Annotated in this window: 26 protein-coding genes; 16 read left to right on the forward strand and 10 right to left on the reverse strand. The window is 60.9% G+C overall.

Features of this window, described 5'->3' with window-relative positions; translation table 11 throughout:
* The first annotated feature begins 37 nt into the window (after window positions 1-37).
* The 10 genes from PSH64_RS28300 (at window position 38) to PSH64_RS28345 (ending at window position 7,014) form a co-directional block, all read left to right on the forward strand.
* Window positions 38-724 carry a YggS family pyridoxal phosphate-dependent enzyme gene (locus PSH64_RS28300; RefSeq protein WP_105340812.1) on the forward strand — a complete coding sequence of 229 codons (687 nt, stop codon included), beginning with the start codon at window positions 38-40 and terminating at the stop codon, window positions 722-724.
* 34 nt (window positions 725-758) lie between these two features.
* Window positions 759-1,577: a pyrroline-5-carboxylate reductase gene (proC, locus tag PSH64_RS28305; RefSeq protein ID WP_305479301.1), complete on the forward strand. Its 819-nt coding sequence runs from the start codon at window positions 759-761 to the stop codon at window positions 1,575-1,577.
* Window positions 1,578-1,587: 10 nt separating this feature from the next.
* The gene (locus PSH64_RS28310; protein ID WP_105340810.1) at window positions 1,588-2,178 is read left to right on the forward strand and encodes a YggT family protein; all 591 of its coding nucleotides are present in this window, start codon (window positions 1,588-1,590) and stop codon (window positions 2,176-2,178) included.
* A 4-nt stretch (window positions 2,179-2,182) separates the two neighbouring features.
* Window positions 2,183-2,476 (forward strand): DUF167 domain-containing protein, encoded by a 294-nt coding sequence (locus tag PSH64_RS28315; protein ID WP_105340809.1) that lies wholly within the window; start codon window positions 2,183-2,185, stop codon window positions 2,474-2,476.
* A gap of 184 nt (window positions 2,477-2,660) precedes the next feature.
* Window positions 2,661-3,800 carry a homoserine O-acetyltransferase gene (locus tag PSH64_RS28320; protein WP_105340808.1) on the forward strand — a complete coding sequence of 380 codons (1,140 nt, stop codon included), beginning with the start codon at window positions 2,661-2,663 and terminating at the stop codon, window positions 3,798-3,800.
* Window positions 3,801-3,807: 7 nt separating this feature from the next.
* Complete coding sequence (metW, locus tag PSH64_RS28325; RefSeq protein WP_105340807.1) at window positions 3,808-4,428, forward strand: methionine biosynthesis protein MetW; 621 nt, start codon at window positions 3,808-3,810, stop codon at window positions 4,426-4,428.
* A gap of 26 nt (window positions 4,429-4,454) precedes the next feature.
* Entirely contained in the window at window positions 4,455-4,889 is a 435-nt protein-coding gene (locus PSH64_RS28330) for a DUF4426 domain-containing protein (RefSeq protein ID WP_305479302.1), read from the forward strand.
* Window positions 4,886-5,482, forward strand: a complete 597-nt coding sequence (rdgB, locus tag PSH64_RS28335) for an RdgB/HAM1 family non-canonical purine NTP pyrophosphatase (protein WP_007939349.1) — start codon at window positions 4,886-4,888, stop codon at window positions 5,480-5,482. Before PSH64_RS28330 ends, rdgB begins: the two co-directional genes overlap by 4 nt.
* A complete protein-coding gene (gene hemW, locus PSH64_RS28340) occupies window positions 5,479-6,681 on the forward strand; it encodes a radical SAM family heme chaperone HemW (RefSeq protein WP_305479304.1) in 1,203 nt (400 codons plus the stop codon). Before rdgB ends, hemW begins: the two co-directional genes overlap by 4 nt.
* A gap of 9 nt (window positions 6,682-6,690) precedes the next feature.
* Complete coding sequence (locus PSH64_RS28345) at window positions 6,691-7,014, forward strand: DUF3392 domain-containing protein (protein WP_007897907.1); 324 nt, start codon at window positions 6,691-6,693, stop codon at window positions 7,012-7,014.
* Window positions 7,015-7,144: 130 nt separating this feature from the next.
* Here PSH64_RS28345 and trmB read toward each other — a convergent pair whose 3' ends face one another.
* The 4 genes from trmB to PSH64_RS28365 all read right to left on the reverse strand — a co-directional run bounded on the left by trmB (window position 7,145) and on the right by PSH64_RS28365 (window position 9,400).
* Window positions 7,145-7,870 carry a tRNA (guanosine(46)-N7)-methyltransferase TrmB gene (gene trmB, locus PSH64_RS28350; RefSeq protein ID WP_105340803.1) on the reverse strand — a complete coding sequence of 242 codons (726 nt, stop codon included), beginning with the start codon at window positions 7,868-7,870 and terminating at the stop codon, window positions 7,145-7,147.
* A 9-nt stretch (window positions 7,871-7,879) separates the two neighbouring features.
* Window positions 7,880-8,674: a thiazole synthase gene (locus PSH64_RS28355; RefSeq protein ID WP_007939343.1), complete on the reverse strand. Its 795-nt coding sequence runs from the start codon at window positions 8,672-8,674 to the stop codon at window positions 7,880-7,882.
* Between the two features lie 63 nt (window positions 8,675-8,737).
* Window positions 8,738-8,938, reverse strand: a complete 201-nt coding sequence (thiS, locus tag PSH64_RS28360) for a sulfur carrier protein ThiS (protein WP_181150639.1) — start codon at window positions 8,936-8,938, stop codon at window positions 8,738-8,740.
* 90 nt (window positions 8,939-9,028) lie between these two features.
* Window positions 9,029-9,400 (reverse strand): DUF423 domain-containing protein, encoded by a 372-nt coding sequence (locus tag PSH64_RS28365; RefSeq protein WP_105340802.1) that lies wholly within the window; start codon window positions 9,398-9,400, stop codon window positions 9,029-9,031.
* A gap of 74 nt (window positions 9,401-9,474) precedes the next feature.
* On the opposite strand from PSH64_RS28365, the gene mtgA reads away from it, so the two are divergent.
* Window positions 9,475-10,197 carry a monofunctional biosynthetic peptidoglycan transglycosylase gene (gene mtgA, locus PSH64_RS28370; RefSeq protein ID WP_105340801.1) on the forward strand — a complete coding sequence of 241 codons (723 nt, stop codon included), beginning with the start codon at window positions 9,475-9,477 and terminating at the stop codon, window positions 10,195-10,197.
* A gap of 199 nt (window positions 10,198-10,396) precedes the next feature.
* On the opposite strand, the gene rpoH is transcribed toward mtgA, so the two are convergent.
* From rpoH to ftsY, 4 genes are all read right to left on the reverse strand, one after another.
* The gene (gene rpoH, locus PSH64_RS28375) at window positions 10,397-11,251 is read right to left on the reverse strand and encodes an RNA polymerase sigma factor RpoH (RefSeq protein WP_007897890.1); all 855 of its coding nucleotides are present in this window, start codon (window positions 11,249-11,251) and stop codon (window positions 10,397-10,399) included.
* Between the two features lie 113 nt (window positions 11,252-11,364).
* The gene (gene ftsX, locus PSH64_RS28380; RefSeq protein WP_305479306.1) at window positions 11,365-12,390 is read right to left on the reverse strand and encodes a permease-like cell division protein FtsX; all 1,026 of its coding nucleotides are present in this window, start codon (window positions 12,388-12,390) and stop codon (window positions 11,365-11,367) included.
* On the reverse strand, window positions 12,387-13,058 hold the full coding sequence (ftsE, locus tag PSH64_RS28385) for a cell division ATP-binding protein FtsE (RefSeq protein ID WP_105340799.1): 672 nt from the start codon (window positions 13,056-13,058) through the stop codon (window positions 12,387-12,389). Before ftsE ends, ftsX begins: the two co-directional genes overlap by 4 nt.
* Entirely contained in the window at window positions 13,055-14,572 is a 1,518-nt protein-coding gene (gene ftsY / locus PSH64_RS28390) for a signal recognition particle-docking protein FtsY (protein ID WP_305479307.1), read from the reverse strand. Before ftsY ends, ftsE begins: the two co-directional genes overlap by 4 nt.
* Window positions 14,573-14,915: 343 nt before the next feature.
* Between ftsY and PSH64_RS28395 the strand changes: the two genes are divergently transcribed.
* From PSH64_RS28395 to PSH64_RS28415, 5 genes are all read left to right on the forward strand, one after another.
* Window positions 14,916-16,271: a pitrilysin family protein gene (locus tag PSH64_RS28395; protein WP_105340797.1), complete on the forward strand. Its 1,356-nt coding sequence runs from the start codon at window positions 14,916-14,918 to the stop codon at window positions 16,269-16,271.
* Window positions 16,264-17,754 (forward strand): pitrilysin family protein, encoded by a 1,491-nt coding sequence (locus PSH64_RS28400; RefSeq protein ID WP_105340796.1) that lies wholly within the window; start codon window positions 16,264-16,266, stop codon window positions 17,752-17,754. The genes PSH64_RS28395 and PSH64_RS28400 overlap by 8 nt, the downstream gene beginning before the upstream one ends.
* A complete protein-coding gene (gene rsmD / locus PSH64_RS28405) occupies window positions 17,754-18,371 on the forward strand; it encodes a 16S rRNA (guanine(966)-N(2))-methyltransferase RsmD (RefSeq protein WP_305479308.1) in 618 nt (205 codons plus the stop codon). The genes PSH64_RS28400 and rsmD overlap by 1 nt, the downstream gene beginning before the upstream one ends.
* Before the next feature lie 73 nt (window positions 18,372-18,444).
* Window positions 18,445-19,455 (forward strand): hydrolase, encoded by a 1,011-nt coding sequence (locus tag PSH64_RS28410; RefSeq protein WP_305479309.1) that lies wholly within the window; start codon window positions 18,445-18,447, stop codon window positions 19,453-19,455.
* Between the two features lie 3 nt (window positions 19,456-19,458).
* A complete protein-coding gene (locus PSH64_RS28415; protein WP_305479310.1) occupies window positions 19,459-20,301 on the forward strand; it encodes an AraC family transcriptional regulator in 843 nt (280 codons plus the stop codon).
* A gap of 114 nt (window positions 20,302-20,415) precedes the next feature.
* Here the strand turns inward: PSH64_RS28415 and PSH64_RS28420 are convergent, their stop codons facing one another.
* Window positions 20,416-21,270 (reverse strand): sulfurtransferase, encoded by an 855-nt coding sequence (locus tag PSH64_RS28420; protein WP_305479311.1) that lies wholly within the window; start codon window positions 21,268-21,270, stop codon window positions 20,416-20,418.
* Window positions 21,271-21,303: 33 nt separating this feature from the next.
* Window positions 21,304-21,975 (reverse strand): TetR/AcrR family transcriptional regulator, encoded by a 672-nt coding sequence (locus tag PSH64_RS28425; RefSeq protein ID WP_105340791.1) that lies wholly within the window; start codon window positions 21,973-21,975, stop codon window positions 21,304-21,306.
* Window positions 21,976-22,071 lie beyond the last annotated feature (96 nt).

Here is a 22,071-nt window from a genome sequence, read left to right on the forward strand (position 1 = left end):
GAATGCCGCGAACCTCAGACCCGCTGGCGCCTCTTGAATGTCCACGATAGCAGACAACATCGCTCAGGTTAGTTCACGCATCCACGCTGCCGCCCTCGCCGCAAAGCGTGACGAACACAACATCCAGCTGCTGGCCGTGAGCAAGACCAAGCCCGCCGAGGCCCTGCGTGAAGCCTATGCCGCCGGGATCCGCGACTTCGGCGAAAACTACTTGCAGGAAGCCTTGGGCAAACAGCTCGAATTGGCCGACCTGCCCTTGATCTGGCACTTCATCGGCCCCATTCAATCGAACAAGACTCGTGCTATCGCCGAGCACTTCGACTGGGTGCATTCCGTGGATCGCTTGAAAATCGCACAACGCCTGTCCGAACAACGCCCTGCCGATTTGCCGCCCTTGAACATCTGCATCCAGGTCAATGTCAGTGGTGAAGCCAGCAAATCCGGCTGCACCCCGGCCGACCTGCCCGCCCTGGCCAATGCCATCAGCGCGCTGCCGCGTTTGAAACTGCGCGGGCTGATGGCGATTCCCGAGCCGACTGAAGATCGCGCCGCCCAGGACGCTGCTTTTGCTGCCGTGCAGAGCCTGCAAGCCAGCCTGAACCTGCCACTCGACACACTTTCCATGGGCATGAGCCACGACCTCGAGTCGGCCATCGCCCAGGGCGCCACCTGGGTCCGTATCGGTACGGCCCTGTTTGGCGCCCGCGATTACAGTCGACCATGAACATGGCTGACTCACCTCTCTATAAGGACCTGACATGAGCAAGACTCGTATTGCCTTTATCGGAGCCGGCAACATGGCCGCCAGCCTGATCGGCGGCCTGCGCGCCAAAGGTCTGGACGCCGCGCAGATCCGCGCCAGCGATCCGGGTGAAGAAACCCGTGCCCGCGTGCATGCCGAACACGGCATCGAAGTGTTTGCCGACAACGCCCAAGCCATCGACGGCGTGGACGTGGTCGTGCTGGCGGTCAAGCCCCAGGCGATGAAAGCCGTTTGCGAAGCCATCCGCCCCAGCCTCAAGCCAAATCAGCTGGTGGTGTCGATTGCGGCCGGCATCACCTGCGCCAGCATGAACAACTGGCTGGGCGCCCAGCCCATCGTGCGCTGCATGCCCAACACCCCGGCGCTGGTGCGCCAGGGCGTGAGCGGTTTGTACGCCACGGCCCAAGTGAGCGCCGAGCAACGCCAGCAGGCGCAAGAGTTGCTGTCGGCGGTTGGCATCGCGTTGTGGCTGGACGAAGAACAGCAACTGGACGCGGTCACCGCCGTTTCCGGCAGCGGCCCGGCCTACTTCTTCCTGCTGATCGAAGCCATGACCGCCGCTGGCGTGAAGCTCGGCCTGCCACGCGAAACCGCAGCACAACTGACCCTGCAAACCGCGCTGGGCGCCGCGCACATGGCAGTCGCCAGTGATGTCGACGCCGCTGAACTGCGTCGCCGCGTGACGTCGCCTGCGGGCACCACGGAAGCGGCGATCAAAGCGTTCCAGGCCGGCGGCTTCGAAGCCCTGGTGGAAAAAGCACTCGGCGCCGCCGCGCACCGCTCGGCCGAGATGGCCGAACAATTGGGTCAATAAGGAGCCATTCATGATTGGATTGAACACTGCAGCGGTCTACGTGCTGCAAACCCTCGGCAGCCTGTATCTGCTGATCGTGCTGCTGCGTTTCGTGCTGCAACTGGTGCGCGCGAACTTCTACAACCCGCTGTGCCAGTTCGCCGTGAAAGCCACCCAGCCACTGCTCAAGCCACTGCGCCGGATCATCCCGAGCCTGTTCGGCCTGGACATGTCCTCGCTGGTGCTGGCGATCCTCGTGCAACTGGCGTTGATGGCCCTGACCCTGCTGCTGACCTTCGGCACCACCGGCAACCCGCTTCAATTGCTGATCTGGTCCATGATCGGCGTGACTGCGCTGTTCCTGAATATCTTCTTCTATGCCCTGATCATCAGCGTGATCCTGTCCTGGGTCGCACCGGGCAGCCATAACCCTGGTGCCGAACTGGTGAACCAGATCTGTGAGCCGGCCCTGGCGCCGTTTCGCAAGATTCTGCCAAACCTCGGCGGCCTGGATATCTCGCCGATCCTGGCATTCATGGTGATCAAACTGATCGACATGCTGGTGATCAACAACCTCGCGGCCTTGACCATGATGCCGCAAATCCTGCGTCTGCTGATCTGACCCGGTGAGCTACTTTCGCTGGGACGGTGATGACCTGATTCTGGAGTGTCACCTGCAACCGGCAGCCCGCAGCGATGATTTCTGCGGGCTGCACGGTGATCGCCTGAAGATCCGCCTGACCGCACCGCCTGTCGAAGGCAAGGCCAACGCGTACCTGATGGCGTTTCTGGCCAAGGCGTTCGGGGTTTCCAAGAGCCAGGTCAGCTTGATCAGCGGAGAGCTGAACCGGCAGAAACGGGTGCGGATCTGTTCGCCGAAGAAGCTGCCGGAGTTGCCTGGGTTGGTGCGACAGAACTGATCTACCGAGGCGCTGCATTCGCGAGCAAGCCCGCTCCCACATTGGAATGCGTTCCCCTGTGGGAGCGGGCTTGCTCGCGAATGGCGCACCTTGGTCGCACTGAATGAAATCAGGCCCGGCCTTTGCTTGCCGCTAGCCACAGCGGTCTTTAGACTTACGCCTCATTTCAACGAGAGCAGGGTCGATGCCAGCTGCCTTCCCCCCCGATTCTGTTGGTCTGGTGACGCCGCAACTGGCGCACTTCAGTGAACCCCTGGCCCTGGCCTGTGGCCGTTCGCTGCCAGCTTATGACCTGATCTATGAAACCTACGGCACGCTGAACGCCACGGCGAACAATGCCGTGCTGATCTGCCACGCCTTGTCCGGCCACCATCACGCCGCCGGCTTCCACAGCCCCGACGACCGCAAACCCGGTTGGTGGGACAGCTGCATCGGCCCCGGCAAACCGATCGACACCAACAAGTTCTTCGTGGTCAGCCTGAACAACCTTGGCGGTTGCAACGGTTCCACCGGCCCCAGCAGCATCAATCCGGAAACCGGCAAGCCGTTCGGTGCCGACTTCCCGGTACTGACCGTGGAAGACTGGGTACACAGCCAGGCGCGCCTGGCCGACCTGCTCGGCATCGACCAATGGGCGGCGGTGATCGGCGGCAGCCTGGGCGGCATGCAGGCCCTGCAGTGGACCATCACCTACCCGGACCGCGTGCGGCACTGCCTGGCCATCGCCTCGGCGCCGAAACTGTCGGCGCAGAACATCGCGTTCAACGAAGTCGCACGTCAGGCGATCCTCACCGACCCGGAGTTCCACGGCGGTTCGTTCCAGGAATACGGGGTGATCCCCAAGCGCGGGCTGATGCTGGCGCGGATGGTCGGGCACATCACGTACCTGTCCGATGACTCCATGGGCGAGAAATTCGGTCGCGGCCTCAAGAGCGAAAAGCTCAACTACGACTTCCACAGCGTCGAGTTCCAGGTCGAAAGCTACCTGCGCTATCAGGGTGAAGAGTTTTCCGGGCGTTTCGACGCCAACACCTACCTGCTGATGACCAAGGCGCTGGATTACTTCGACCCGGCGGCGAACTTCGACGATAACCTGGCGAAAACCTTCGAAGGCGCGAAGGCCAAGTTCTGCGTGATGTCCTTCACCACCGACTGGCGCTTCTCCCCTGCCCGCTCGCGGGAGCTGGTGGACGCACTGATGGCGGCCAGGAAAGACGTCTGCTACCTGGAGATCGATGCTCCGCAAGGCCACGACGCCTTCCTGATTCCGATCCCGCGTTACTTGCAGGCCTTCAGCAATTACATGAACCGTATAGCGCTTTGAGGAAGACATGAGAGCCGATCTGGAAATCATCCAGGAATGGATCCCCGCCGGCAGCCGCGTGCTCGACCTCGGCTGCGGTGACGGCGAGTTGCTGACCTGGCTGCGCGACCACAAGCAGGTCACCGGCTACGGCCTGGAAAACGACCCGGACAACATTGCCGAGTGCGTGGCCAAAGGCATCAACGTCATCGAGCAGGACCTGGACAAGGGTCTGGGCAACTTTGCCAGCAACAGCTTCGACATCGTGGTCATGACCCAGGCCCTGCAAGCCGTGCATTACCCGGACAAGATCCTCGACGAAATGCTGCGGGTCGGGCGCCAATGCATCATCACCTTCCCCAACTTCGGTCACTGGCGCTGCCGCTGGTACCTGGCGAGCAAGGGCCGGATGCCGGTTTCGGAGTTTCTGCCATACACCTGGTACAACACGCCAAACATTCACTTCTGCACCTTCGAAGACTTTGAAGCGCTGTGTCGCGAACGTGAAGCCAGGGTCATTGATCGACTTGCCGTGGATCAACAGCATCGACACGGGTGGGCCAGTAAGCTATGGCCTAATCTGTTAGGTGAGATCGGCATCTATCGCGTCAGCAGCCCCGGTCTGCCGGACCACAAGGTCGCGGTCTGAATCACGACACTTCGAGGAGAACGATCATGGGTCGTCTAGCGCTGTTTGTACTTACTGCCTGCCTGAGCGTCACCGCCATGGCCGCCGACGTCATCAAAGGCGAGCGCCAGGAAACATTTGGCGATGTGACAGTGCACTACAACACCTTCAACTCGACTTATCTGACACCGGACATCGCCAAGGCTGCCGAGCTGATCCGCAGCAAGAACCAGGGCGTGATCAACGTGTCGGTGATCAAGGACGGCAAACCGCAAACGGCGCAAGTCAGCGGGACGGTCAAAGACCTGACCAGCCAAAGCGTCCCGTTGAAGTTCAAACAGATCACCGAAACCGGCGCGGTCTACTACATCGCCCAGTACCCGGTGCCACAGCAGGAAATCCGCACCTTTGAAATCAAGGTGCAGACCGGCGACAAAATCAACACCATCAATTTCAACCAAGAGCTCTTCCCCGGCGAATGATCAATTTCACGCAACTCGTATTGGCCAGCCATAACGCCGGCAAACTCAAGGAACTCCAGGCCATGCTCGGCGAATCGGTGCACTTGCGCTCGATCGGCGAGTTCAGCAGCGTCGAGCCTGAAGAAACCGGCCTGTCGTTCGTCGAAAACGCCATTCTCAAGGCCCGCAATGCCTCGCGCATTTCCGGCCTGCCGGCCTTGGCCGACGATTCGGGGCTGGCGGTGGACTTCCTCGGCGGTGCGCCGGGTATCTATTCGGCCCGTTACGCTGACGGCAAAGGCGATGCGGCGAACAACGCCAAACTGCTCGATGTCATGAAAGACGTGCCACAAGCCGAGCGCGGCGCGCAATTCGTCTGCGTATTGGCGCTGGTGCGTCATGCCGACGATCCGTTGCCAATCCTCTGCGAAGGCCTGTGGCATGGGCGCATCCTGACCCAGGCCAGCGGTGAACACGGCTTTGGCTACGATCCGCTGTTCTGGGTGCCGGAACGCGAGTGCTCCAGTGCCGAGCTTAAGCCCAGCGACAAGAACCAGATCAGTCACCGCGCCCGTGCAATGGATCTGCTGCGCCAGCGTCTGGGCTTGAAATGACCATTGAATCGTCCGCGTCGCCGCTGATCTTCGGCGGCGCGCAATCGCCTCGGGCCGCTTTGCCTGTGCTGCCGCCCCTGGCGCTGTACATCCACATTCCGTGGTGTGTACGCAAATGCCCTTATTGCGACTTCAACTCCCACACCGCCAGCCCGGTGCTGCCGGAACAAGAGTATGTGGACGCCTTGCTCGCCGACCTCGATCAGGACCTGCATGCGGTCTATGGCCGCGAGCTGAGCTCGATCTTCTTTGGTGGCGGTACGCCGAGCCTGTTCAGCGCCGAGGCGTTGGGCCGTTTGCTCAAGGGTGTCGAGCAACGTATTCCGTTTGCCAGCGACATCGAAATCACCCTGGAAGCCAACCCCGGGACGTTCGAGCAGGAGAAATTCCGCGCTTACCGGGCGCTGGGCATCAATCGCCTGTCGATCGGTATCCAGAGTTTCCAGGAAGAAAAACTCAAGGCCCTGGGGCGGATTCACAACGGCGATGAAGCCGTGCGTGCCGCCGACATGGCGCGCCAGGCTGGCTTCGACAACTTCAATCTGGACCTGATGCACGGTTTGCCCGATCAGTCCCTGGACGACGCTCTGAGCGACTTGCGCCAGGCCATCGCCCTGAAGCCGACGCACCTGTCCTGGTATCAGCTGACCCTGGAGCCGAACACGGTGTTCTGGAACCAGCCGCCGACGCTGCCGGAAGATGACGCCCTGTGGGACATTCAAGAGGCTGGCCAGGCGCTGTTGGCCGAGCACGGTTACGCGCAGTACGAAGTCTCGGCCTATGCCCAGCCCGGCCATCCGGCGCGGCATAACCTCAATTACTGGAGTTTCGGCGACTTCATCGGCATCGGCGCCGGTGCCCACGGCAAGCTCAGCCATCCGGACGGGCGCATCGTACGCACCTGGAAGACTCGCCTGCCGAAGGATTACCTCAATCCGGCCAAAAGCTTCAAGGCTGGCGAGAAAGCGCTGACCAACGAAGAACTGCCGTTCGAGTTCCTGATGAACGCCTTGCGCCTGACCGAGGGCGTCGAAGCGCAGTTGTATACGGAGCGCACCGGGCTGCCCCTGGAAAGCCTTGCCGAAGGCCGTCGCGAGGCCGAACAAAGTGGCTTGTTGCAGGTCGAACCGTCACGTCTGGCAGCCACGCTGCGCGGACAACTCTTTCTCAATGACTTGCTGCAGACTTTTCTGACATAAGGAAATCGAATGGATCTGGTACTCGACCTGCTCGCCACCGTGTCCCGCTGGAGCCGTAGCAACCTGTCGGAAATTTCTCTGGCGCTGGTGGGCTGTTTGCTGGTGCTGTTTGGCGCCGACATCAAAGGCTGGGTCGACCAACGCCTGGGCAGCATCGCCGGCGCCTTGCGCGTCCCGCTGATGGCCCTGCTGTGCATGGTCGGCAGCGGCGTGGCGCTGATCTACGCCACGCCGTGGATCATCAAAGGCCTGAGCCAGTTCAACAACTACAGCCTGGCGCCGGTGCTGTTGGTGGTGCTGGTGTTGATTGGCGTCGTAGCCGACCGCCGCTGACTTCGAATACCACACAAAACAATGTGGGAGCGGGCTTGCTCGCGAAAGCGGTTGAACATTCAACAGTGATGTTGACTGATACGACGCCTTCGCGAGCAAGCCCGCTCCCACATTTGGTATTGCGTAAGGCTTAAGCCAGTTTTTCGAACTTCAGATCCCACACGCCATGGCCAAGCCGTTCGCCGCGACGTTCGAACTTGGTGATCGGGCGTTCGGCCGGGCGCGGCACGCATTTGCCGTCTTCGGCGAGGTTGCGATAACCCGGGGCGACGTTCATCACTTCCAGCATGTACTCGGCGTACGGTTCCCAGTCGGTGGCCATGTGCAACACACCGCCGACCTTCAACTTGCTGCGCACCAGTTCAGCGAACGATGCCTGAACGATACGACGCTTGTGGTGACGGCTCTTGTGCCACGGGTCCGGGAAAAACAGCATCAGGCGATCGAGGCTGTTGTCGGCGATGCAACGGTTGAGCACTTCGATCGCATCGCAATCGTAGACACGCAGGTTGGTCAGGCCCTGGGTCAGCACGCCATTGAGCAGCGCGCCGACACCCGGACGGTGAACCTCAACGCCAATGAAATCCTGCTCCGGCGAGGCCGCGGCCATTTCCAGCAGCGAATGGCCCATGCCGAAACCGATTTCCAGCGAGCGCGGCGCCGAACGGCCGAACACCTGATCGAAATCCACCGGTGCATCGGCCAAAGGCAGTACGAACAGCGGAGCACCCTGCTCCAGACCGCGTTGCTGGCCTTCGGTCATGCGCCCGGCGCGCATCACGAAACTCTTGATACGGCGGTGTTGGCGCTCTTCGCCTTCTTCCTGCTGGATTGGCGTGTCGTTTGATTCAGTCATCAATGGCTCTTACTTGATCAGACCATCCAGCGGCGAGGAGGCGCTGGCATAGAGTTTTTTCGGCATGCGGCCGGCGAGGTAGGCCAGACGACCTGCCACGATGGCGTGTTTCATGGCTTCAGCCATCATGATCGGCTGCTGGGCATGGGCGATGGCCGAGTTCATCAGCACCGCTTCACAGCCCAGCTCCATGGCGATGGTGGCGTCGGAGGCAGTACCGACACCGGCATCCACCAGCACCGGAATTTTCGCCTCTTCGAGGATGATCTGCAGGTTGTACGGGTTGCAGATCCCCAGGCCCGAGCCGATCAGACCAGCCAGCGGCATGACCGCGATACAGCCGATTTCCGCCAGTTGACGGGCAATGATCGGATCATCGCTGGTGTACACCATCACGTCGAAACCTTCCTTGACCAGCACTTCGGCGGCCTTGAGGGTTTCGATCACGTTGGGGAACAGGGTTTTCTGATCCGCCAGCACTTCCAGCTTCACCAGGTTGTGGCCGTCGAGCAGCTCACGGGCCAGGCGGCAGGTGCGCACGGCTTCAATGGCGTCGTAGCAACCGGCAGTGTTCGGCAGGAAGGTGTAGCGATCCGGTGACAGGACTTCGAGCAGGTTCGGTTCGCCCGGGTTCTGGCCGAGGTTGGTCCGGCGCACGGCGAAGGTGACGATCTCGGCACCCGAAGCCTCGATGGCCAGGCGGGTTTCTTCCATGTCACGGTACTTGCCGGTGCCTACCAGCAAACGCGACTGGTAAGTACGACCGGCCAGGACGAAAGGCTTGTCGCTACGAACGATGCTCATGGGAAATCCTCTGTTGGGGTGAGGTTCTTGCACAATGATTCTGTGGCCGCTCGGGCCGGGCGGCTAGCCGCCGCCGATGGCGTGCACGACTTCTACGGAGTCACCCTCATTCAAGGTGGTGTCTGCGTGCTGGCTGCGCGGGACGATATCCAGATTGAGCTCGACCGCCACCCGACGCCCGGTCAGTTCCAGACGGGTCAGCAGGGCCGCAACGGTTTCACCGTCGGGCAGTTCAAGGGATTCGCCGTTCAACTGAATGCGCATGCCGAATGCCGCCATCATTTTTAGGGGCTGGCATTCTAGCCCGATCAGACTTGGCGACCCAAGCCATTCGTCACGAAATGGACTGCGTGGTCAGCTCAACCGCCAGGCGGCAAGCCCCAGGCAGACCCAGCCGATCAGGAACGCAAGGCCACCGAAAGGTGTAACGATCCCGAGCTTGCTGACGCCGGTCATCGTCAGCAGGTACAGGCTGCCGGAAAACAACACAATGCCGATGGCAAAGGACGCGCCAGCCCAGGTGATCAGGCGTCCGGGAATCTGCGTGGACAGCAGCGCCACGGCGAGCAACGCCAGGGTATGCACCAGTTGATAGGTGACGCCTGTGTGGAAAATCGTCAAGTACTCGGCGCTCAGGCGGTTTTTCAGGCCGTGGGCGGCAAATGCGCCCAAGGCAACACCGGTGAAGCCGAAAAAGGCAGCCAGCATCAGGAAACCACGCAACATGAAGAACTCCAGTCAGACTCGATCAACAGGGTCTGTATAATGGCCGGCTCAACGGGTTCGGCCAAGCCATCTCTATGCTGCAGATAATTTTCCGTCGCTTCATGAAAGCCCTGCTCTGGTTCGCGGGCGGCAGTGTATTGCTGGTGTTGCTGTTTCGGGTGGTGCCGCCACCGGGAACGGCGCTGATGGTCGAGCGCAAGATTGAATCCTGGCTCGACGGCGAACCCATTGACCTGCAACGCACCTGGAAACCCTGGGATGAAATCTCCGATGACCTGAAAGTCGCGGTGATCGCCGGTGAAGACCAGAAGTTTCCCGAGCATTGGGGTTTTGATTTCAGCGCCATTCAGGCGGCTTTTGCGCATAACGAGCGCGGTGGTTCGATTCGCGGCGCCAGCACCCTGAGCCAGCAAGTGTCGAAAAACCTGTTTCTGTGGTCTGGTCGCAGCTGGCTGCGCAAAGGTCTGGAAGCCTGGTTTACTGGGCTGATCGAAGTGCTCTGGCCCAAACAGCGGATTCTTGAGGTATACCTCAACAGCGTCGAGTGGGATGAAGGCGTGTTTGGCGCCGAAGCGGCCGCCCGGCATCACTTTGGCGTGGGCGCTCGTTCGCTGTCCCGGCAACAGGCTAGCTTGCTGGCGGCGGTCCTGCCGAACCCGCGGGTGTGGAGCGCCAGCCACCCGACCTCCTACGTTGCAAGGCGGGCGGGGTGGATTCGCCAGCAGATGAATCAATTGGGCGGTGACAGTTATCTGCTCGACCTCAACGATTCGCGTCGGGCGCCGTGGGCCCAATAACCAAACACATTCTCGTGCACACCGAAAACTCCCTGTGGGAGCGGGCTTGCTCGCGAATGCGGCGTGTCATTCAGCTTTGATGTTGACTGATACACCGCATTCGCGAGCAAGCCCGCTCCCACATTGGTTTTGTGGTGTAGCGCAGAAACAAAAACGCCCCGATCAATGATCGGGGCGTTTTTTATTGCCGTTGCTGCGGTTATGCCGCGATCGACAACTTGAGCTTGTTCATCGCGCTCTTCTCGAGCTGACGAATACGCTCGGCCGACACGTTGTACTTCTGCGCCAGGTCGTGCAGTGTGGCTTTTTCCTCTGCCAGCCAGCGCTGGTAGAGGATGTCACGGCTGCGGTCGTCCAGCACTTCAAGCGCTTCGTGCAGGTTGTGGTTCGAGTTGTCGCTCCAGTCAGCGTCTTCCAGTTGACGAGCCGGGTCGTACCGGTGGTCTTCCAGGTAGTTGGCCGGCGATTGGAAAGCACTGTCGTCGTCCGCTTCCGCGGCCGGGTCGAAGGCCATGTCATGGCCGGTCAGGCGACTTTCCATCTCGCGTACTTCCCGCGGCTCTACACCGAGGCTTTCGGCCACGCGATGGACCTCCTCGTTGTTCAGCCAGGCCAGACGTTTCTTCTGGCTGCGCAGGTTGAAGAACAGCTTGCGCTGCGCCTTGGTGGTCGCGACTTTCACGATCCGCCAGTTGCGCAGGATGAACTCGTGGATTTCCGCCTTGATCCAGTGCACCGCAAAGGACACCAGGCGTACGCCCATTTCCGGGTTGAAACGCTTGACCGCTTTCATCAGGCCAACGTTGCCTTCCTGGATCAGGTCAGCCTGGGCCAGGCCGTAGCCGGAATAGCTACGGGCAATGTGTACGACAAAACGCAGGTGGGCGAGCACCATCTGCCGAGCCGCCCCCAAATCCTGCTCATAATAGAGACTCTCGGCCAGTTCACGCTCCTGCTCCGGCGTCAGCAATGGAATGCTGTTCACCGTGTGCACATAGGCCTCCAGGTTCGCACCCGGGACCAGAGCATATGCAGGCTGCAAAGAATTGGTCATACGAAAAAACCTCCGACTTACATAACTCGTGCAGTTCAGCACTGCGAAAATTGACCGGAAACCAAAAAACAAGTTCCCATAAACGCTGAAAGGTCAATACGAGCAAAATGATATTACTTTGGCGCAAGCTCCCGCAGGTGGCGTGCGACTGCAATCCATGCACCGATATACCCCAACAGCACCGCGCCAAGCAAGAGCGACAGACCGTCGGCAACTGGCACTCCGGCCAGCGCAAAATCACTGCCGTACAAACCGGCCAGTCCAACCACCGCGTCGTTCAACCAGTTCAGGCCGAACGCCAATACGCCCCAGGAAAGAATCCCCGCACCGAAGCCATAAAGCGCGCCCATATACAGAAAGGGCCTGCGCACATAACTGTCCGTGCCGCCGACGAGTTTAATCACTTCTATCTCTGTGCGGCGGTTTTCAATATGAAGACGAATGGTATTGCCTATCACCAAAAGTAATGCAGAAACCAAAAGCACGGTCAGACCGAAGACAAAACGGTCACCCAGCTTGAGGATGGCTGCCAGACGCTCGACCCAGACTAGATCAAGTTGCGCCTGTTGTACCTTCGGCAGCTCGGAAAGTTTTTGTCGTAATGCTTCAAGCGCGGGCTTGTCGACCTCGTTCGGGGTCACCAGAACCACGCCCGGCAGCGGGTTTTCCGGCAGTTCCTTAAGGGCTTCGCCCAGTCCGGACTGCTGCTGGAACTCTTCCAGTGCCTGATCGCGACCCACGTATTCGGCCTCGGCTACACCGGGTATGCCCTTGATCTGCTCGCGCAACGACTCGCCCTGTTCAGGGCTGGCATCAAGTTGCAAGTACAGGGAGATCTGCGCCGCACGTTGCCAGGAGCCGCCCAGACGCTCGACGTTACTCAGCAAAAGTGACAGGCCCATCGGCAAGCTCAGGGCGACCGCCATCACCATGCAGGTGAAAAAGCTGCCGATCGGCTGCTTGCCCAAGCGGCGCAGGCTGTCCAGCAGACTGGCGCGGTGGCTTTCGACCCAGGCGCGGAACAGCGTGGCGAAGTCCGGGCCGTCGTCATCGTCGCGCTTTTTCTTCTGTTGCGGTTGCGGATCGGCGGCCTTAGGGGCCACGCGTTCGGAAACCTTGGGGCTACGTGTCGCACTCATACGCCAGCCTCCCCGTCGCCGATCAATCGGCCACGCTGCAGGGTCAGCATGCGGTGCCGCATGCGGGCAATCAGTGCCAGGTCGTGACTGGCGATCAGCACGCTGGTGCCCAGGCGGTTGATGTCTTCGAACACGCCCATGATTTCGGCCGCCAGACGCGGGTCGAGGTTACCGGTCGGTTCGTCCGCCAGCAGCAAGGCCGGACGGTGAACGATGGCGCGGGCGATGCCGACGCGCTGTTGCTGGCCGGTGGACAGATCGCCCGGGTACAGATCGGTCTTGTCCGAGAGCGCCACGCGCTCCAGGGCCGAGTCCACACGCTTGGCGACCTCGGCCTTGGACAGGCCAAGGATCTGCAACGGCAATGCGACGTTATTGAACACTGTGCGATCGAACAGCAACTGGTGATTCTGGAACACCACACCGATCTGTCGGCGCAGGAACGGAATCTGTGCATTGCTGATGGTGCCCAGGTCTTGCCCGGCCAGCAGCAATTTGCCAGTGGTCGGACGCTCCATGGCCAGCAACAGCCGCAACAAGGTGCTTTTACCGGCGCCGGAATGGCCGGTGACAAACAAGAATTCGCCCCGACGGACTCGAAAGCTCAGCTCATGCAAGCCGACGTGACCGTTCGGGTAGCGTTTACCGACCTGTTCGAAACGAATCATGAACGCTCCCGTTCGGCAAACAATGCCTGGACAAAGGGTTCTGCTTCAAAAGTACGCAAATCGTCGATGCCTTCACCGACGCCGATGTAGCGGATCGGCAGGCCGAACTGCTTGGCCAGGGCGAAAATCACCCCGCCCTTGGCGGTGCCGTCGAGTTTGGTCAGCGCCAAGCCGGTCAATTCGACGGTCTGGTTGAATTGCTTGGCCTGGTTGATGGCGTTCTGGCCGGTACCGGCGTCGAGCACCAACAGCACTTCGTGCGGCGCGTCGGCGTCGAGTTTGCCGATCACCCGGCGAACCTTTTTCAGCTCTTCCATCAGGTTGTCTTTGGTGTGCAGACGACCGGCGGTGTCAGCGATCAGCACGTCAATGCCCCGGGCCTTGGCGGCCTGCACGGCGTCGAAGATCACCGAAGCCGAGTCGGCCCCGGTGTGCTGGGCAATCACCGGAATCTTGTTGCGCTCGCCCCAGACCTGCAACTGCTCGACCGCTGCCGCGCGGAAGGTGTCACCGGCGGCGAGCATGACTTTCTTGCCTTCCAGTTGCAGCTTCTTCGCCAGTTTGCCGATGGTGGTGGTTTTGCCGGCACCGTTGACGCCGACCACCAGAATCACGAACGGCTTGTTCTGCGAGGTGATTTTCAGCGGCTGCTCGACCGGCTTGAGCATCGCTGCCAGTTCGGCCTGCAGGGATTTGTACAGCGCATTGGCATCGGCCAGCTCCTTGCGGGCGACTTTCTGGGTCAGGCGCTGAATGATCACCGACGTCGCTTCAACGCCGACATCGGCGGTCAGCAGACGGGTCTCGATGTCTTCGAGCAATTCGTCATCGATGATCTTCTTGCCGAGGAACAGGCTGGCCATGCCCTCGCCAATGCTGGCGCTGGTCTTAGACAGGCCTTGCTTGAGGCGGGCGAAGAAACCGGCTTTGGTCTCTTCGGTACGCACAGGCTCGACTGGAGTTTCGAGGGGCTCGACCGGTGTGGCGGCAACAGGAGCGATGACGGGTGCAGGCGTTTGAGCAACTGGAGCAACTGGAGCAACTGGAGCAACCGGAGCAACAAATGCAGGCACTGCAGGCTCTGGAACCACCGGCGCAGGTTCGGCTACGAACACGGGCGCAACGGCTGCCGGTTCAACCACTGGCGCCCGAACCGGCTCCGGAGTAAACGCAGTCGGGGCCGGAATCGGTGGCGTGATGTGCGGCGCTTGCTCATCCTCGACCAGCGCCACCGGTTCTTCCGCTACCGGCAATGTCAGCCACGGCTCGGCAACAGGCGTCAGCGGCAATGGGGCCGCGACTTCGGTTTCAGGTATAAGCTCGGCCGCAGCTTGCAGCACCGGCCCGTCTATCGGCACAGGCTTTTGCTCTATAACCGGTGCAGGAGTTGGCTCGGAAAGTGGCTGTGGCTGTTCGACAACGGGTTCCTGCGGCTTTTTGCGCAGCCATCCGAACAGGCTTTTCTTCTCGCCAGCCGCAGCTGGGGTCTTCTTGTCGTCGTTGGAACCAAACATGGAGGACGGCTATCTCACGGTAGCGACGCGCCCAAAGGCGCCTCGGCAAATAAAAAATTCGATGCAGAACAGACTGCGATTCATCCAGCTTGTTCACGCGCAACATTTTGTCGAGGAGCGAACGGCACCTCACAGAAACGATTTCACGAAGGACTGAAGCGGCAAAATCGGCGAAAAAGCAGAGTTTAGTTGATAACTATCAGCTTTCTGCCGCAAACCCATACAACCTGATCAAACACCAAGGCTTGATAGGCGTGGCCGCCAGTAAAACGGATCAGTATCCTAGCACCCTCTCGCCCGCCTACGCTAAGACCAGCGGGCAGCCCAACAGGTTTAAAAACGAATGAATGCTCTAGCCCGCCGCGCTGCAGGCCTGCTGCTCAGCACAGTTTGTCTGCCCCTCTCAGCCTTGGCTGCCGACCCACAACCGACCCACGAATTCACCCTCGACAACGGCCTGAAGGTTGTCGTGCGCGAAGACCATCGTGCACCGGTCGTCGTTTCCCAGATCTGGTACAAGGTCGGCTCCAGCTACGAGACTCCGGGCCAGACCGGCTTGTCCCACGCGCTGGAACACATGATGTTCAAGGGCAGCGAGAAAGTCGGCCCCGGCGAAGCCTCGCTGATCCTGCGCGACCTCGGTGCCGAAGAGAACGCTTTCACCAGCGATGACTTCACCGCGTATTACCAGGTATTGGCCCGCGACCGTCTGGGCGTGGCCTTCGAACTGGAAGCCGACCGCATGGCCAACCTGCGCCTGCCGGCCGACGAGTTCGCCCGCGAGATCGAGGTGATCAAAGAAGAACGTCGCCTGCGCACCGACGACAAGCCGATGTCCAAGGCCTACGAACGTTTCATGGCCATGGCCTACCCCGCCAGCGGCTATCACACGCCGACCATCGGCTGGATGGCGGACCTGGACCGCATGAAAGTCGAAGAACTGCGCCACTGGTACCAGTCCTGGTATGTGCCGAACAACGCCACCCTGGTAGTGGTCGGCGATGTGACCCCGGATGAAGTCAAAACCCTGGCCCAGCGCTACTTCGGCCCGATCGCCAAGCGCGACGTGCCACCGGCGAAAATCCCGCTGGAGCTGGCTGAGCCCGGTGAACGCAAGATCACCCTGCATGTGCAGACTCAATTGCCGAGCCTGATGCTGGCCTTCAACGTGCCGAGCATCGCCACCGCCGCAGACAAACAGTCGGTGAACGCCCTGCGCCTGATCTCCGCCCTGCTCGACGGCGGCTACAGCGGTCGCATCCCGACGCAACTGGAGCGCGGCGAAGAGCTGGTGTCCGGCGGCTCGTCGAGCTATGACGCCTACACCCGTGGCGACAGCCTGTTCACATTGTCGGCCACGCCGAACACCCAGAAGAAGAAAACCATGGCCCAGGCTGAAGCCGGCCTGTGGAAACTGCTCGAACAACTGAAAACCACCGCACCATCCACTGAAGAACTGGAGCGGGTACGAGCGCAAGTGATTGCCGGTCTGGTCTTTGAGCGTGACTCGATCACCAGCCAGGCCACCGCCATCGGTCAGCTGGAAACCGTCGGCCTGTCCTGGAAACTGATGGACACCGAACTTGCCGACCTGGAAAGCGTGACCCCGCAAGATATCCAGAAGACCGCCAAGCTGTATTTCACCCGCGAACGTCTCAGCGTCGCCCATGTACTGCCACAGGAGACGACTCATGAGTGAGCGTAAAAAATCACGTCTGGCCCTGATCGGCCTGATCGCTGTCGCACTGATCGGGTCTGCCGCCTTCTATCTGTCAAAACCCGACGAGTCCAACGCCAGCGAAGCCCTCGACAAGGCCAAGTCCAGCCAGAAACTGCAATCGCTTGCCGAACTCGACGGCAAGGCCCCAAGCCATCGCTCGCTGAACGTGCAGACCTGGAACACCGCCGAAGGCGCCAAGGTGCTGTTCGTCGAAGCCCGTGAGCTGCCGATGTTCGACATGCGCCTGATTTTCGCCGCCGGCAGCAGCCAGGACGGCGACGCACCCGGCCTGGCACTGCTGACCAATGCCATGCTCAACGAAGGCGTGGCCGGCAAAGATGTCGGCGCCATCGCTCAGGGCTTCGAAGGATTGGGCGCCGACTTCAGCAATGGCGCGTACAAGGACATGGCGCTTGCCTCGTTGCGCAGCCTCAGTGCCGCGGACAAGCGCGAGCCTGCCTTGAAGCTGTTCGCTGAAGTCGTCGGCAAACCGACCTTCCCCGCCGACTCATTTGCCCGCATCAAGAACCAGATGCTCGCCGGCTTCGAATTCCAGAAACAGAACCCCGGCAAACTCGCCAGCCTGGAGCTGATGAACCGCTTGTATGGCGATCACCCGTACGCGCACTCCAGCGACGGTACGGCGAAGAGCATTCCACCGATCACCCTGGCGCAGTTGCGAGCCTTCCATCAGAAAGCCTACGCCGCCGGCAACGTGGTGATTGCGCTGGTGGGCGACCTGTCGCGCGCCGAAGCGGAGGCGGTTGCCGCCCAAGTGTCCGCCGACCTGCCCAAAGGCCCGGCCCTGGCGAAAGTCGAACAACCGATCGACCCCAAACCCAGCATCGGCCATATCGAGTTTCCGTCCAAACAGACCAACCTGATGATCGCGCAACTGGGCATCGACCGTGACGATCCGGATTATGCGGCGTTGTCCATGGGCAATCAGATCCTTGGCGGCGGCGGCTTCGGCACCCGGCTGATGAGTGAAGTGCGCGAGAAGCGTGGCCTGGCGTATGGCGTGTATTCGGGTTTCAGCCCGATGCAGGTTCGCGGCCCGTTCATGATCAACCTGCAAACCCGCGCCGAGATGAGCGAAGGCACCCTGAAACTGGTGCAGGATGTGCTCGCCGACTACCTTAAAACCGGCCCCACCGAGAAAGAACTCGACGACGCCAAGCGTGAACTGGCCGGCAGCTTCCCGCTGTCTACCGCCAGCAACGCCGATATCGTCGGCCAGCTGGGCGCCATGGGTTTCTACAACTTGCCTCTGAGCTACCTGGAAGACTTCATGCAACAGTCCCAGAGCCTGACCGTCGAGCAAGTCAAAGCCGCACTGAACAAACACCTGAGCACGGACAAACTGGTCATCGTCAGCGCTGGCCCGACCGTGCCACAAAAGCCGTTGCCGGCCCCAACTGACAAACCTGCCGAGCAACCGCTCGGGGTTCCGGAGCATTAATGGCCAGTCCATCCCGTCCAAAGAAACCCGTTCACAACGTGCACAACGGCGTGAATCAACTGCGTATCATCGGCGGCGAATGGCGCAGCCGAAAGCTCAGCTTCCCTGACGCCCCGGGCCTGCGTCCGACCCCGGACCGGGTGCGTGAAACCCTGTTCAACTGGCTCGCGCCTTACGTCGCCGGGGCCAAGGTGCTCGATCCGTTTGCCGGCAGCGGCGCGCTGTTTCTGGAAGCCCTGTCCCGTGGCGCGGCCATGGGCCAGGCGCTGGACGCCAGCAATATCGCGGTGTCCAGCCTGAAAGAACATTTGGGCACCCTGCGCTGCACCAACGGCCAGGTACAGACCGCCGACGCCTTGCGCTATCTGGAAACCCAACCGGCCACGGCGTTCGATCTGGTGTTTCTCGACCCGCCGTTCAATCAGAATCTGTTGCCTGTAGTTTGCGCTCTGCTCGAAGAGCGTCATTGGCTAGCCGACGATGCGTGGGTCTACACTGAAAGCGAAAGCGCACCGTCGATATTGGGTTTGCCAGAAAATTGGCGCCTGCATCGGGAGCAAAAATCGGGACGGGTGTACTACGCGTTGTGGCAACGTATGGCAGGGATCGCCGGTTAGTCCGGCCTGAGAAAATGGTGCGAAGCTCAGTCAGCTAACGCTGCGGGTACGCACCGCAGCATCGAGAGCAATCGTGTCCCATCTGCCAGAACGCTTCACCCCCGCCTTCACGCCCGCCTACGGCTTGGGTAATCCGCACGTACAAACCCTGTGGGGACCGCTATGGCGCAAAACCACGCATATCGAACGCGAGCGCGAACGATTGTGGCTCGAGGACGGCGACTTTCTTGACCTGGACTGGCACGGCCCCCACAGCGCGAATGCGCCGTTGGTGCTGGTATTGCACGGCCTGACCGGCTCGTCGAATTCACCTTACGTGGCAGGCATGCAGAAAGCCCTGGGCGCCCAGGGCTGGGCCAGCGTCGCGCTGAACTGGCGAGGCTGCTCCGGCGAGCCCAATCTGCTGCCACGCAGCTACCATTCCGGGGCCAGTGAAGACCTGGCGGAAACCATCAAACACCTGCGCACCCAACGCCCCCTCGCCCCGCTGTATGCGGTCGGATACTCCATGGGCGGTAATGTGTTGCTCAAGCATCTGGGTGAAACCGGCAGCAACAGCGGTGTACTCGGTGCGGTGGCAGTGTCGGTGCCGTTTCGCCTCGATCACTGTGCCGATCGTATCAGCCAGGGTTTTTCCCAGTTCTACCAAGCGCATTTCATGCGAGAGATGGTCGCCTACATCAAGAACAAACAACGCAGATTCCAGCATGAGGGGCATGAGGATGGCCTGGCGGCATTGGAGGCGCTGGGTTCATTAGAGAACTTGCGTACCTTCTGGGATTTCGACGGCCGGGTCACCGCACCGCTCAATGGTTTCGCCGATGCCGCGGATTACTATCGTCGCGCTTCGAGTCGTTATTTCCTGGGAGAGATTCGTACTCCGACCCTGATTATCCAGGCGGCTGATGACCCGTTTGTGTTTCCTCACAGCCTGCCGCGTGCCGACGAACTATCCGCCAGCACTCAATTCGAGTTGCAGGCCAAGGGTGGGCATGTCGGTTTCGTCGAGGGTTCGTTCAGACAACCGGGTTACTACCTGGAACGGCGCATTCCCCAATGGCTGGCCGCCACGGGGCGCAAGTAAACCGTGGACTTCGATCAGGGCGAGTCGATCCGCTTCTGGCAAACGGCCCCGCTGGCCGGGGTCGAGTTGTTGTCCGCGCGCTACATCGAACAGCGTTTCGCCCCTCACGTGCATGACGGCTATGTGATCGGCATGATCATGGCCGGCGCCCAGCGTTATCGCTATCGCGGCGCCGAGCATCTGGCGGGCAGCGGCACACTGGTGCTGATCAACCCGGATGAACTGCACACCGGCCACAAAGGCACGGAGGACGGTTGGTTGTACCGGGCGTTTTATCCCGACAGCGGGCAGATTCTTTCGCTGCTGGATGAGCTCGAATTGCCGACCACCACCCTGCCCACGTTTGGCGCCACGTTGTATCGCGACCCGGACCTGGTGAGGGGGTTCTGCCAACTGCATCAGCTGTTGGAAAGCCCGTCCACGGCCCTGCAGCAGCAAACGGTCTGGCGGGAAATGATGCTGTCGTTGTTGCAACGCCACGCCGCCGTCCCGATCGCCGGCAAACCCGGCAAGGAACACCGGGCAGTGACGCTGGCCAAGGAGCGGCTGCTATCGCAATTGGCGGCGCCGCCCTCACTGGAAGAACTGGCGGCGACAGTGAACCTGTCCCCCTTCCACTTCGCCCGGGTATTCCGCCGCGCCACCGGCATGCCGCCGCACGCCTGGTTGATGCAGCAGCGCATCGCTCGGGCACGGGCGTTGTTACAGGGCGGGTGCCTGCCGCTGGAAGTCGCGACGCAATTGGGATTTGCCGACCAGAGCCATCTGAGCCGGCAATTCAAGCAGGTTTACGGCGTTGGGCCGGGGGCGTATCGCAGCGCGCGACGGTTGCCCGGTTACGGATGACGAAAATCCAAAATGTGGGAGCGGGCTTGCTCGCGAAAGCGGTAGGTCAGTCGATATGAATGTCGCCTGTTACACCGCCTTCGCGAGCAAGCCCGCTTCCACATTGGTTTGCGCTTACTCGCCGGTGGCGACACCTCGCGCGGGGTCGTTGATCCACTCGCTCCACGAACCGGCATACAACGCCCCCAACGGATAACCCGCCAGGCACAGGGCGAACAGGTTGTGGCAGGCCGTCACGCCGGAACCGCAATACGCGACCAGCTCCGTCGGCGAACGATCACCGAGCTTCGCGGCAAACCGCTGCTTGAGCTGATCGGCCGGCAGAAACCGCCCGTCACTGCCCAGGTTGTCAGTGAACGCGGTGCATTGTGCGCCGGGAATGTGCCCGGCAACCGGATCGATCGGCTCCACTTCACCCTTGAAGCGCGGCAAGGCGCGAGCGTCGAGCAAGGTCAACGCTGGCTGGCCGAGACGCTGCTGGAGCTGCTCGGCGCTGAGCACCAGCGAAGCATCCGGCGTCCCGGTGAAAGTGCCATGGGTGGCCGAAGGCGGATCAAGACTCAAGGGTAATCCGGCGGCGTGCCAGGCCTTCAGCCCGCCATCGAGAATGAATACACCGTCGCGCTTGCCCAGCCAGGCCAGCAACCACCAGGCCCGCGCCGCATAGGCGCCGGGACCGTCATCGTACAAAACCACTTCGCTGTCGGCATTGATGCCCCAGGCTTGCAGGCGCTCGATCAGCTTTTCGGGCTCCGGTAACGGATGACGCCCGGTAACGCCCTTGACCACGGTCCCGCTCAAATCACGCTCGAGATCGGCAAAACTCGACCCGGCAATATGCCCTTCGGCATAGCTGCGCTGACCATAGTCCGGGTCTTCGAGGGCAAAACGACAATCCAGAATCACCAGCCCCGGCGTTTCCTTTTTCAGGTCCAACGCTTGCGGGCTGATCAGTTGCGCAATGGGCATGACGGGCTCCTGTGATGATGTCGGTCTTAAATCCTAATGCACTTCTTCCAGAGCCTGGGCCAGCGGCACGTAAAATTCGTCGAACAGCGCATTCACCGCATCGCGGGATTGATCGGTGACGAATCCGGCCTCCAGCACCAACACCTGATATACGCCTCGTTTAATGGCCTGTTCGCTCAGATGGTTGGAGTTTTCCCGCGTGGTGCACAGAAAGCGCACCCAGGACGTGAGGATGATCCAGGCATTCAGCGTCAGGGATTCGATCTGCACCTTATCCATTTTCAGGATGCCGGCCGCGACGAACCCTTCGTAAATGGCGGTGCCCTGGATCAGGCAGCGCTGGGAAAAGCGCCGGTAACGCCCCGCGAGCTCGGGATCGCTGTCGAGCAAGTGCTCGAGGTCACGATGCAAAAACCGGTAGCGCCACATGGCGGCGAGTAACTCCTTGAGGTAGAAGCGCTTGTCTTCGACCGTCGCGGCGCGGCCCTGAGGCGGGCGCAAAAAGCTGTCCACCAGGCTTTCGTACTCACTGAACAACACAGCGATGATCGCCTGCTTGTTAGGGAAGTGGTAGTACAGGTTGCCCGGAGAAATCTCCATGTGGGCAGCAATGTGGTTGGTGCTGATGCTGCGCTCGCCCTGCTGATTGAACAGCTCCAGGCTGTTCTGCACGATGCGCTCGCTGGTTTTGATCCGAGGGGCCATGGCTTGAGCTTTAATTCAGAGTGCGGTGACGGGCATCTTACGACCTATCCGCGAGTGGAGAAAACAAAGCTGCGTCAGGATGTCATTTGACTTCCT

It is taken from the genome of Pseudomonas sp. FP1742 (assembly GCF_030687145.1).
Lineage (GTDB): Bacteria > Pseudomonadota > Gammaproteobacteria > Pseudomonadales > Pseudomonadaceae > Aquipseudomonas > Aquipseudomonas frederiksbergensis_D.

What these genes read in the sequence shown, in the direction of transcription:
- rsmD (WP_305479308.1), top strand. Translation starts at nt 17,754, where the DNA reads ATGGCCAGTCCATCCCGTCCAAAGAAACCCGTTCACAACGTGCACAAC.
- PSH64_RS28330 (WP_305479302.1), top strand. Translation starts at nt 4,455, where the DNA reads ATGGGTCGTCTAGCGCTGTTTGTACTTACTGCCTGCCTGAGCGTCACC.
- metW (WP_105340807.1), top strand. Translation starts at nt 3,808, where the DNA reads ATGAGAGCCGATCTGGAAATCATCCAGGAATGGATCCCCGCCGGCAGC.
- PSH64_RS28395 (WP_105340797.1), top strand. Translation starts at nt 14,916, where the DNA reads ATGAATGCTCTAGCCCGCCGCGCTGCAGGCCTGCTGCTCAGCACAGTT.
- PSH64_RS28400 (WP_105340796.1), top strand. Translation starts at nt 16,264, where the DNA reads ATGAGTGAGCGTAAAAAATCACGTCTGGCCCTGATCGGCCTGATCGCT.
- PSH64_RS28310 (WP_105340810.1), top strand. Translation starts at nt 1,588, where the DNA reads ATGATTGGATTGAACACTGCAGCGGTCTACGTGCTGCAAACCCTCGGC.
- PSH64_RS28425 (WP_105340791.1), bottom strand. Translation starts at nt 21,975, where the DNA reads ATGGCCCCTCGGATCAAAACCAGCGAGCGCATCGTGCAGAACAGCCTG.
- rdgB (WP_007939349.1), top strand. Translation starts at nt 4,886, where the DNA reads ATGATCAATTTCACGCAACTCGTATTGGCCAGCCATAACGCCGGCAAA.
- PSH64_RS28420 (WP_305479311.1), bottom strand. Translation starts at nt 21,270, where the DNA reads ATGCCCATTGCGCAACTGATCAGCCCGCAAGCGTTGGACCTGAAAAAG.
- hemW (WP_305479304.1), top strand. Translation starts at nt 5,479, where the DNA reads ATGACCATTGAATCGTCCGCGTCGCCGCTGATCTTCGGCGGCGCGCAA.
- PSH64_RS28365 (WP_105340802.1), bottom strand. Translation starts at nt 9,400, where the DNA reads ATGTTGCGTGGTTTCCTGATGCTGGCTGCCTTTTTCGGCTTCACCGGT.
- mtgA (WP_105340801.1), top strand. Translation starts at nt 9,475, where the DNA reads ATGCTGCAGATAATTTTCCGTCGCTTCATGAAAGCCCTGCTCTGGTTC.
- PSH64_RS28345 (WP_007897907.1), top strand. Translation starts at nt 6,691, where the DNA reads ATGGATCTGGTACTCGACCTGCTCGCCACCGTGTCCCGCTGGAGCCGT.
- thiS (WP_181150639.1), bottom strand. Translation starts at nt 8,938, where the DNA reads ATGCGCATTCAGTTGAACGGCGAATCCCTTGAACTGCCCGACGGTGAA.
- PSH64_RS28320 (WP_105340808.1), top strand. Translation starts at nt 2,661, where the DNA reads ATGCCAGCTGCCTTCCCCCCCGATTCTGTTGGTCTGGTGACGCCGCAA.
- PSH64_RS28355 (WP_007939343.1), bottom strand. Translation starts at nt 8,674, where the DNA reads ATGAGCATCGTTCGTAGCGACAAGCCTTTCGTCCTGGCCGGTCGTACT.
- rpoH (WP_007897890.1), bottom strand. Translation starts at nt 11,251, where the DNA reads ATGACCAATTCTTTGCAGCCTGCATATGCTCTGGTCCCGGGTGCGAAC.
- ftsX (WP_305479306.1), bottom strand. Translation starts at nt 12,390, where the DNA reads ATGAGTGCGACACGTAGCCCCAAGGTTTCCGAACGCGTGGCCCCTAAG.
- proC (WP_305479301.1), top strand. Translation starts at nt 759, where the DNA reads ATGAGCAAGACTCGTATTGCCTTTATCGGAGCCGGCAACATGGCCGCC.
- ftsY (WP_305479307.1), bottom strand. Translation starts at nt 14,572, where the DNA reads ATGTTTGGTTCCAACGACGACAAGAAGACCCCAGCTGCGGCTGGCGAG.
- ftsE (WP_105340799.1), bottom strand. Translation starts at nt 13,058, where the DNA reads ATGATTCGTTTCGAACAGGTCGGTAAACGCTACCCGAACGGTCACGTC.
- trmB (WP_105340803.1), bottom strand. Translation starts at nt 7,870, where the DNA reads ATGACTGAATCAAACGACACGCCAATCCAGCAGGAAGAAGGCGAAGAG.
- PSH64_RS28300 (WP_105340812.1), top strand. Translation starts at nt 38, where the DNA reads ATGTCCACGATAGCAGACAACATCGCTCAGGTTAGTTCACGCATCCAC.